This is a genomic window from Lysinibacillus sp. 10T31 (genome assembly GCF_056394365.1).
In genome coordinates, this window is record NZ_JBFTHS010000034.1 from 42,059 (window position 1) to 50,670 (window position 8,612).

Consider the following 8,612-nt stretch of genomic DNA (forward strand, 5'->3'; position numbering starts at 1 on the left):
TGCTGTATTGTTATATAAGTACAAGCTATGCAGTTGGATACAAGTAAGGAGCCTACTTTTTATATTGTAAAATCAATTTCGCCATTTCTTCTGGCGTTTTCGGTCTTTGAGTTTTCTCCATTGTTGAAACCATTTCTGCTTTGCGCTCTGTTAACACATGAACTGATTTTTTAAAGGATTCCTTTGTTAACTCTTCCTCTTGTAATACTTCCGCGTAACCCTGTCTTTTAAATAAGTTGGCATTTAATATTTGGTCACCGCGACTTTTCTGTGCAGATAATGGCACTAATAACATCGGCTTGTGAAGTGCTAAAAATTCAAAGATCGAATTGGAACCAGCACGTGAGACGATAAAGTCTGCAGCATGTAATAAATCCGGTAATTCTGTTGTCACATATTCAAACTGCTTGTAACCAGGTGTAGATTCAAATGTTTTGTCGTAATTTCCTTTACCACACAAATGAATGATCTGAAACTGTTTTACAAGCTCTGGTAAATTTTGACGAAGTGCATCATTCAAGACAACTGAACCTAGACTCCCTCCCATTACAAGAAGAACAGGTTTTAATGTTGTAAAGCCACATAATGATAAACCTTCCGCTCGATCTCCCATAAATAACTCTTGGCGAATAATGGAGCCTGTGCATGTTGCCTTTTCTTTCGGTAAGTGCTGCAATGTTTCTTCAAAAATCGTAAAGATGTGTGATGCAAATGGCAGCGCAATTTTATTGGCCAAGCCAGGTGTAACATCTGATTCATGGATGACTACCGGTACACCAGCAAGCTTTGCAGCCATGACAACTGGTACAGAAACAAAGCCACCTTTTGAAAAAATTACTTGTGGCTTCACTTTTTTGATAATACGAAAAGCCTGCATAATTCCAGCAAGCACTTTAAAAGGATCTGTAAAATTTTTCATTGAGAAATAACGACGCAATTTCCCGCTTGAAATACCGTAAAACGGAACACTTGGAAACGCCTCGCCTATTAATTCTTTTTCAATGCCTTGGTCTGAGCCAATATAGTGGACATCATAACCTAGTTCTTGTAAAGACGGGAGTATCGCTTGATTAAGCGATACATGACCAGCTGTCCCTCCACCGGTTAAAATGATTGTTTGTTGTTTCACATTAATTCTCCTATTCCATTTGTAGCTGACACTTCGCTTTCGCTACAAAAAACATTTCGCTTAAAGATGTTAAAAAGCCATTGTAGCAGTCACTACGTTTTATTTACAGTCTTTTATTTTACTATATGCGAACGAAAAGATATAGATGAAGCTGCTTTTAATTTTTCAGCTTTCCTCTATTAAGTATGCTATACTAATTTAATTATGTTAATGAAGGAAGATTTACACTATGAATCAGACAACTACATTAAAAGAAAAATATGCATTACTATTAAAAATTATTGTACCCATTTTAGTCACACAAGTAGCTATATATCTTATTTCTTTCTTCGATATTTTAATGTCGAGTCGGTACGGTACCGCTGACTTAGCTGGCGTGTCAATCGGTTCCTCTATTTGGATGCCTATTTACACTGGGTTATCTGGTATTCTCCTTGCAATCACACCTATTGTCTCACAGCTTGTTGGCGCTAAAAAAGAGCTGGCAGCAAAGAAGGTTGTTCAGCAAGGAATCTATATAGCCATCGCACTATCGATACTTATTTTAATTATATTATTATTTGGTATTGATTGGATTCTTGGCAATATGAATTTAGAAGCCTCTGTACATACTATTGCTAAATCATATATTTATGCGATGTGCGTTGGACTAATACCACTCTTTTTATTTTTTGTCATGCGTTGTTTTATCGATGCACTTGGACAAACTCGCGTCACAATGATTATTACTTTACTTACAACGCCTATTAATATTGTGTTGAATTATATTTTTATTTTCGGCAAATTTGGAGCACCCGAGCTTGGCGGAGTCGGTGCAGGCGTTGCAACGGCGATTACATACTGGCTAGTTTTCTTGATCACAGTATGGATTATTGCAAAACGCGTGCCCTTTGAACGCTTCCGCCTATTCCATGACTGGCCAAAATTAGAATGGCTTCGTTGGAAGGAAATTTTAATCATTGGTGTACCGATTGGAATATCATTATTTGCAGAAACGAGTATTTTTTCTGCTGTCACGATGATGATGAGTAGCTTTAGTACAGAAATTATCGCAGCCCATCAAATAGCTTTAAATTTCACTTCCCTGCTCTATATGGTGCCTCTTAGCATTTCGATGGGTGTTACAATATTAGTAGGTTTTGAAATAGGCGCTGGCCGTTTGCACGATGCTAAACTATATAGCTATTTATGTGTTGGAACCGCGATATTATTTAGCTTTATTTCAGCTTGTATCCTTTTTATCCTTCGAGAGCCTGTTGCCAATATGTATACGACTGATGGCAAAGTGCTAGAATATGCCAGTCATTTTTTAATATTCGCAGCTATATTCCAGCTATCTGATTCTATCCAAGCGCCTGTACAAGGAGCTTTGAGAGGTTACAAGGATGTTACCATGAGCTTTATTATGGCCATTATCTCGTATTGGATTATCGGCTTACCTGTCGGATATGTACTGGCTACTCAGACAGACTTCGGGCCATTTGGATACTGGATTGGATTAGTGGCAGGTCTGACTACAGGTGCAATTACTTTATTAATACGTTTAATATTTGTTCAAAAAAGATTTAAAAGTACGGCCAAAACAACAATAGCAAACTAGACTTTGTTCTAGTTTGCTTTTTTCATTTAAAGAAGTAACTAGAATGAATGAAAATCTTCTTCTCCTAACGTTACACCACACTTCAGGAAATTTTTAAAAAAACCTTGTAGTGGAGACTGGGCGACTTCTCGAGGATCAGCAATAAAGGAACGAAGGCTAAAACCATCACGTCCTGTAATAACGCCTTCGTGACCAACATCCTGTTGCTTTCGCACAGTAAACATTTGCCGCTGTCGCTTCGCTTTCGCGCAAAAATCATTTGTTGCCCCAAGCGCTTCATCTGACACCGCCAGTAAATCGCCTAGTTGGAATGGAAATCAACCTCTCGTTTTGCCGAAGTTCAAACAAGACAAATTTCTAGTTTGCTTTTTTTATAAAAGTAAAATTCCCTGTCCACATAACATTTAATTTCGCACTTCAACTATAAATATAAAAAAGATGTCCACTAAGATTTTACGTCTTAGTGGACATCCTATTATTCAATAAAGCTATTATTATTTTTGGATAAACTGTTGTGTCCAGTAGTTACCTGATTTCACATAGCCAACACCAATATGCGTAAATTTCTCATTTAAAATATTCGCACGGTGACCTGGTGAATCCATCCAAGCTTGTACTACTTCTTGAGGTGTACGTTGACCTTGTGCAATATTTTCACCTGCACTCTTATACGTAATTCCTAAAGCTTTCATACGATCAAATGGTGAACCGAATGTTGGGCTTGTATGTGAAAAATAGTTTTTAGATTGCATATCTTGTGATTTTTCACGAGCAGCTGCCATCAATTTATCATCCGTTTTAAATGGTGCTAATCCAGCTTTTGTACGTTCAGCGTTTGTTAATTTTACTACCTCTTGTTCAAAAGCATTCACATCTGAGTTAGTAGATGTTGATGGTGTAGATTGAGCTGGTTTAGTAGCTGTATTATCTTTTTGAGTTGTTTGTGTATTGTTATTTGTTGTTGTTTGTGTATTGTTATTTGTCGTTTGATTATTTTTTGGTGTTTGTGTTTCTTTTGATGGTGCTTGTGTTTCTTTCGATGGTGCTTGTGTTTCTTTTGATGGTGCTTGTGTTTGTGGTAGATTTACATTCCACTTATGATTTGACAATTGGTTTGCCAATTGGTTTGCTAATTGGTCTGACCATTGATTTGACCATTTATAAGAATAAACTTTATTACAGTCTGTAGTTGTGTTCCCCTCTGTAGTATTTTCTGCAGCGGAAGCCATTTGAATTGGAGCTGCTAATAAAAATGTTGCACAAATTGCAGTTAGTGTTTTTTTCATTTTTGCAATTCCTCCTTCTATGCATCCAATCGTAAAGTACGAATTTAATAAATTTCTTGCCAACATCTGCTAACAACACCATCAGAGAAATAAATTCGCATCAAATAGAGGGTTTTTAGCAATATTTTTTAGCAAGTATCGCCAGTCTATGAAATACTTACGTTTCAAATAGGGTTGACACCCCTAAAAAACTATCAATTATTTTCAATATTCAAATAGATTAACACGCCAAATAAAGTCTTAAAATACCGAAACACACTTACTTTATTTTACTAGTACAAAAAAAAATCTGCTTTGATTACTACGTCAATAAGAAAACAGAAACAGAACATTCGTTTCTTATTAGTAGGAATCAGCAGATTTTATATGTTTATATAGAGAAGCCTAATCTTTTATTTAAGACCTATAACGTTTATGCTACTTACATCTTCACCAATGATTACGAGTTTTGCAGGCATTTTTACGTATTCTGGAAGCCATTGGACCATGCCATACGCATATTGAAACAGCATAGGATTTTTTACACCTTCAATTGGCACATAGCCTTTCATTCGATACACGGTTTCAGGCAATGTACGTACCCAATCCTCAAATTGCTCCTGTGTAAAGTCAACGTCTTTAAATTCAACTAATCGTGAACCCAAATGCATTGATGCTATTGGGGCTTTCACAACATCTTGTTTATCCACCTGAGCTGTTGCCTTTAATTCTTCTAATAAACGTAACGGTACTCGCCCATTTGTAGTTTGCAAAATAAAAGCATGAGGATTAAATCCTTGTAGCTCATAAACAACCTGGGCCTGTTCTGCCTCAGTTAATAAATCTGTTTTGTTAGCCAGCAATAAATGCGCGTGACGAATTTGTTCCATAAATAAGGAGCGCACTTGCGGAGTCAATGTTTCTCGATCTAGCCACAGCTTTGAGTCAGCAACCGTGACAATTCCTTTGACATTTAACTTTTCCGCAAATAACGGTGAATAAACAGCGTCTAACGCTTCTACAGGATGTGCAGCACCTGTTGTTTCAATAATTAAGACATCAAAGTCACTATCTAATAGAAGAGATTGAATCTGTGCCTCTGTTTTTTCAGCGCCAGAGCAGCAAATACAGCCCTCTAGCATTTCCTTTAACGGAATATCCTTTTCCACAGCCTGTGAGTCAAATGGTAGCTTTCCAAGCTCATTCATAATGACAGCAGGCTTTAAATCTTTATCCTTTAGTTGTCGAATAACATCTGTTAGCATGGATGTTTTTCCGCTACCTAAAAAACCACTAAATAAGTATACGTCTTTCATAATTATTACCTCCATAAAAAAAGCTGTCGCAAAAGGCCATTAGAGACGCCTGCTGCGACAGCTACTTTGTTAGTTTGTAGTTTACTCAGTTTTTGCTGGTGTACCAATAAGCAGTTCTTTTGCTTTTAACAATTGAGGATCATCTGCTTTTATTTTAGCACGGATTGCATCCATTAAAGCATACGTTGTTTCGCCCGTTAACACACCAGTTTCTTCAAGACCACTTGCAGCTTGCAGTTTTTTCACTGCACGTTCTGTATTTTGTTCAAAAATACCGTCTGCTGTACCAGGCTCATATCCTAGAACTTCTAGCATCTCTTGTGCCGCTTTTACAGAGTTAGACTGCACGCCATTTTTCATTTCCATAGATGGATCTAAGTAAGGTAATGATGCATAAGATGGGTATTCCACTTTAACATCTGGAGCAATCCCTTTTTCGTGAATCCAGTTACCATTTGGTGTAAGCCATTTACCTGTTGTGAGTTTAAGGTTAGAGCCATCTTTTAATGCTGTGACATTTTGCACTGTACCTTTACCAAAAGATGTTTCTCCAACAATTTTAGCACCGACAGATTCTTTTAATGCTCCAGCTAATATTTCAGAAGCAGAAGCACTGCCGCTATCAACAAGGACTGTCACTGGAACATTGTATTTTTTACCAGCAATAGCATTTGTAATTTTCGGCTCTTCGTCTTTTTGTTGTACTTGTACAATCGGTTTACCTTCTGGAACAAATAAATTCGAAATTTCTATTGCAGCATCTAGGTAGCCACCAGGATTTTGACGTACATCTACTACGATACCTTTCAATCCTTTACCTTCGTAATCTGCAAGAATCTTCTCAAATTCTTTTGCTGTATCTTCACTAAATGACGTGATTTGAATATGGGCAATATCCCCTTCAAGCATTTCTCCGTAAACCGTTTCAACCGGAATTTCATCACGGACAATTGTCATATTAAGAGGCTCAGCGTTTCCTTCTCGTTTCACGGTTAATTTTACAGATGTTCCTTTTTCACCACGAATACGAGCTACCGCTTCAGATGCACTTAAGCCATGAATGCTTTTTCCATCAACAGTTAAGATAATATCTTTCGGTAAAAGCCCCGCCTTTTCAGCAGGTGAATTTTTAATAGGTGACACAACTGTAATAGAGCCGTTACGCTCTTGAATTTCCGCACCAATTCCTTGGAAACTAGAAGACAATCCAGACTTAAATTGATCTGCTTCTTCCTTCACCATAAAATCAGAATACGGATCACCTAAAGCGTCAAACATGCCATTAATAGCGCCATCGACCACTTTTGAATCGTCGATATCTTTGTAATAGTTGTTTTTAAGCAAATCATAGGCTTCGTATAATTTTGAAAATTCCGCACGTCCAGTCGGTACTTTCACTTCAACTACTTTCTTTTCTCCGAATGTTAACGCAAATATCGTTAAACCTGCAGTAATAAGGATTGTAAAGAACATCAGCATGATAAATTTAAACGGTTTCATTTGTATAAATTTCCCTGCCGGTTTTACTTCAGCAGGGGTTGTTTGTTCCGGCTGCTGTTCTATACTATCTTTTTTCTGTTCATCCATCTTGATTGTCACCACTCTCATATACACTAACTTGTTGTCACACTATTACCATCTTAACAGGTTATAGAGAAGACGAAAAGAAAAAGACTGTCAAAATTTCACGACAAATCTTGTCCTACAACAATCTTCATAAAATCCAGCATTTCTTAATCACTATATTGTTAAGCACATTATTCTATGTAAATGTTTTTGCTTTAGATTTTATAAAAGTAAAGGTGCCCTAAAAGCACTTCCTAAAAGCACTTCTGTTATCTGCTAAGTTGAAGGTATATAATGGTACTGCTTTTCTATTTTACTCGTTTCCTCGAAGCAGTCAACTAAAATCCTCATAGAATATTAGAAATTACATATCCTCTCCTCAGCATTCCCAAAAAATGTTCAATGATTGTACAGCTTCCTTATCATCTACTTCTTCCCTACTGTTGCCATTTAACTGCAGATGAGCATGGGCGTCAGCATCAGCTCCAACGCTTGTATTGTCTGTTTCATGAACGACAATATACTTTTTTTGTATTTTTCACCGATTTTGAACGCTTGTGAAGTTAATACTAGTATATCAAAGGTTCCCCCTTCTTTTTTCCTAGGGTGAAAATTGGGGTGATTGAACTTGTATCTTAACATTCGTAGTTTAAAGATCGATATTTTAAGTTCATTCTATATTATATACAAATGTTTAATATAGATTTGCACTAATAAATTTTTAACTCAGTTCTTTTAATTTTTTTATCACCGAATGTACGGTTAACCTATGAAAAGTAAGAAGCTGCCCCTTATAAATGACAGAAAAAATACCGTACGGGGTTGGTGAAAATTCCATCAACTCTTCTCTATCTTTAAGATCAATAAGTTCAACTGGTATATTCAATTTATTTGCACCAGCTATAATATTTTCTGTGGCAATTTCGACATATGGACATTGGAATGTACGTAAAATCGTTAAGTTATTAAATTTTTTTAATCTCTCCTCCCAATCATTCGGAAAATAGGGTTGTTCGGCTACGTTGTTGCTCAATGGGTAGACAAGTAATTCAAAATCATATGGCGCCGTATCTATAAGTTGAAAATCATTTTTCAAAAAAATCTCTTTACTTGGCGCCCAAGATGTTTTTGAATTAGAAATAACAACGACACCTTTTTTGGCTTGCTTTTTGGCATCCTCTAAACATTTATTGATTAATTGAGTACGTAACCTTTCCGACTTCACTTACCCATAAACAATGAATCACTAAATAACCATTTGCATGAACCACTCTTGATGAATTTTCTGCTTCTATATATTCAATAAACCCTACTTGTTTTTTATTGTCGATTACTTGCACATATTTCAAGCCTTCTTCAAATCTATTGTTTAGCCATTTGTTCTTATTTAAATATCCACTTGATTTCTTCTTACTTCTAAGACAATAACTCCCCATCCCCTCTAAAAGCTCATTATTACAGATTTTCCGAACGGGAAAGCCCAATCCTTCAGGTGTGGGATGAGAGTGAGGTCGGATACGGAGTGCTACTAAAAAACTGAAAGGTTTGTGGTACTTCAAGTATCCGAAAATTCCGCACTTTTTTGTATGTATGTTGCATTTATAAATAAAGCTGATACATTTAAGTTGAGAGAGGAATTTCCTCATCTTCAACATTTGCCAAGCCAATGAACACATTCCTATTTTGTATCTACCGCAGGAAACGTATCGAGTGAAATCATCAAGCATTATGTGGAA

At 36.5% G+C, this 8,612-nt stretch carries 8 protein-coding genes and 2 pseudogenes; 2 read left to right on the plus strand and 8 right to left on the minus strand.

Going from position 1 to position 8,612, the window contains the following annotated elements:
- Window positions 1-52: 52 nt before the first annotated feature.
- Complete coding sequence (locus AC1DCY_RS18625) at window positions 53-1,129, minus strand: undecaprenyldiphospho-muramoylpentapeptide beta-N-acetylglucosaminyltransferase (RefSeq protein WP_477352584.1); 1,077 nt, start codon at window positions 1,127-1,129, stop codon at window positions 53-55.
- Between the two features lie 229 nt (window positions 1,130-1,358).
- Between AC1DCY_RS18625 and AC1DCY_RS18630 the strand changes: the two genes are divergently transcribed.
- Window positions 1,359-2,729 (plus strand): MATE family efflux transporter, encoded by a 1,371-nt coding sequence (locus tag AC1DCY_RS18630; RefSeq protein ID WP_477352586.1) that lies wholly within the window; start codon window positions 1,359-1,361, stop codon window positions 2,727-2,729.
- Between the two features lie 38 nt (window positions 2,730-2,767).
- On the opposite strand, the gene AC1DCY_RS18635 is transcribed toward AC1DCY_RS18630, so the two are convergent.
- The 7 genes and pseudogenes from AC1DCY_RS18635 to AC1DCY_RS18665 form a co-directional block, all read right to left on the minus strand.
- Window positions 2,768-3,016: a hypothetical protein gene (locus AC1DCY_RS18635; protein ID WP_477352588.1), complete on the minus strand. Its 249-nt coding sequence runs from the start codon at window positions 3,014-3,016 to the stop codon at window positions 2,768-2,770.
- Between the two features lie 207 nt (window positions 3,017-3,223).
- Window positions 3,224-4,015: a CAP domain-containing protein gene (locus AC1DCY_RS18640; protein ID WP_477352590.1), complete on the minus strand. Its 792-nt coding sequence runs from the start codon at window positions 4,013-4,015 to the stop codon at window positions 3,224-3,226.
- A 392-nt stretch (window positions 4,016-4,407) separates the two neighbouring features.
- Entirely contained in the window at window positions 4,408-5,310 is a 903-nt protein-coding gene (locus AC1DCY_RS18645; protein ID WP_477352592.1) for a CobW family GTP-binding protein, read from the minus strand.
- An 81-nt stretch (window positions 5,311-5,391) separates the two neighbouring features.
- The gene (locus AC1DCY_RS18650) at window positions 5,392-6,897 is read right to left on the minus strand and encodes a lmo1851 family serine protease (protein WP_477352594.1); all 1,506 of its coding nucleotides are present in this window, start codon (window positions 6,895-6,897) and stop codon (window positions 5,392-5,394) included.
- Window positions 6,898-7,276: 379 nt separating this feature from the next.
- Window positions 7,277-7,411: pseudogene (locus AC1DCY_RS18655) on the minus strand (N-acetylmuramoyl-L-alanine amidase); the annotation flags it as partial.
- 186 nt (window positions 7,412-7,597) lie between these two features.
- On the minus strand, window positions 7,598-8,101 hold the full coding sequence (locus AC1DCY_RS18660; RefSeq protein WP_477352596.1) for a hypothetical protein: 504 nt from the start codon (window positions 8,099-8,101) through the stop codon (window positions 7,598-7,600).
- Window positions 8,064-8,312: a hypothetical protein gene (locus AC1DCY_RS18665; protein WP_477352598.1), complete on the minus strand. Its 249-nt coding sequence runs from the start codon at window positions 8,310-8,312 to the stop codon at window positions 8,064-8,066. Before AC1DCY_RS18665 ends, AC1DCY_RS18660 begins: the two co-directional genes overlap by 38 nt.
- Before the next feature lie 186 nt (window positions 8,313-8,498).
- Between AC1DCY_RS18665 and AC1DCY_RS18670 the strand changes: the two are divergent.
- Window positions 8,499-8,612: pseudogene (locus tag AC1DCY_RS18670) on the plus strand (transposase); the annotation flags it as partial.

Coding starts and splice junctions, on each gene's coding strand:
- AC1DCY_RS18630 (WP_477352586.1), top strand. CDS start 1,359: ATGAATCAGACAACTACATTAAAAGAAAAATATGCATTACTATTAAAA.
- AC1DCY_RS18640 (WP_477352590.1), bottom strand. CDS start 4,015: ATGAAAAAAACACTAACTGCAATTTGTGCAACATTTTTATTAGCAGCT.
- AC1DCY_RS18645 (WP_477352592.1), bottom strand. CDS start 5,310: ATGAAAGACGTATACTTATTTAGTGGTTTTTTAGGTAGCGGAAAAACA.
- AC1DCY_RS18650 (WP_477352594.1), bottom strand. CDS start 6,897: ATGGATGAACAGAAAAAAGATAGTATAGAACAGCAGCCGGAACAAACA.
- AC1DCY_RS18665 (WP_477352598.1), bottom strand. CDS start 8,312: ATGGGGAGTTATTGTCTTAGAAGTAAGAAGAAATCAAGTGGATATTTA.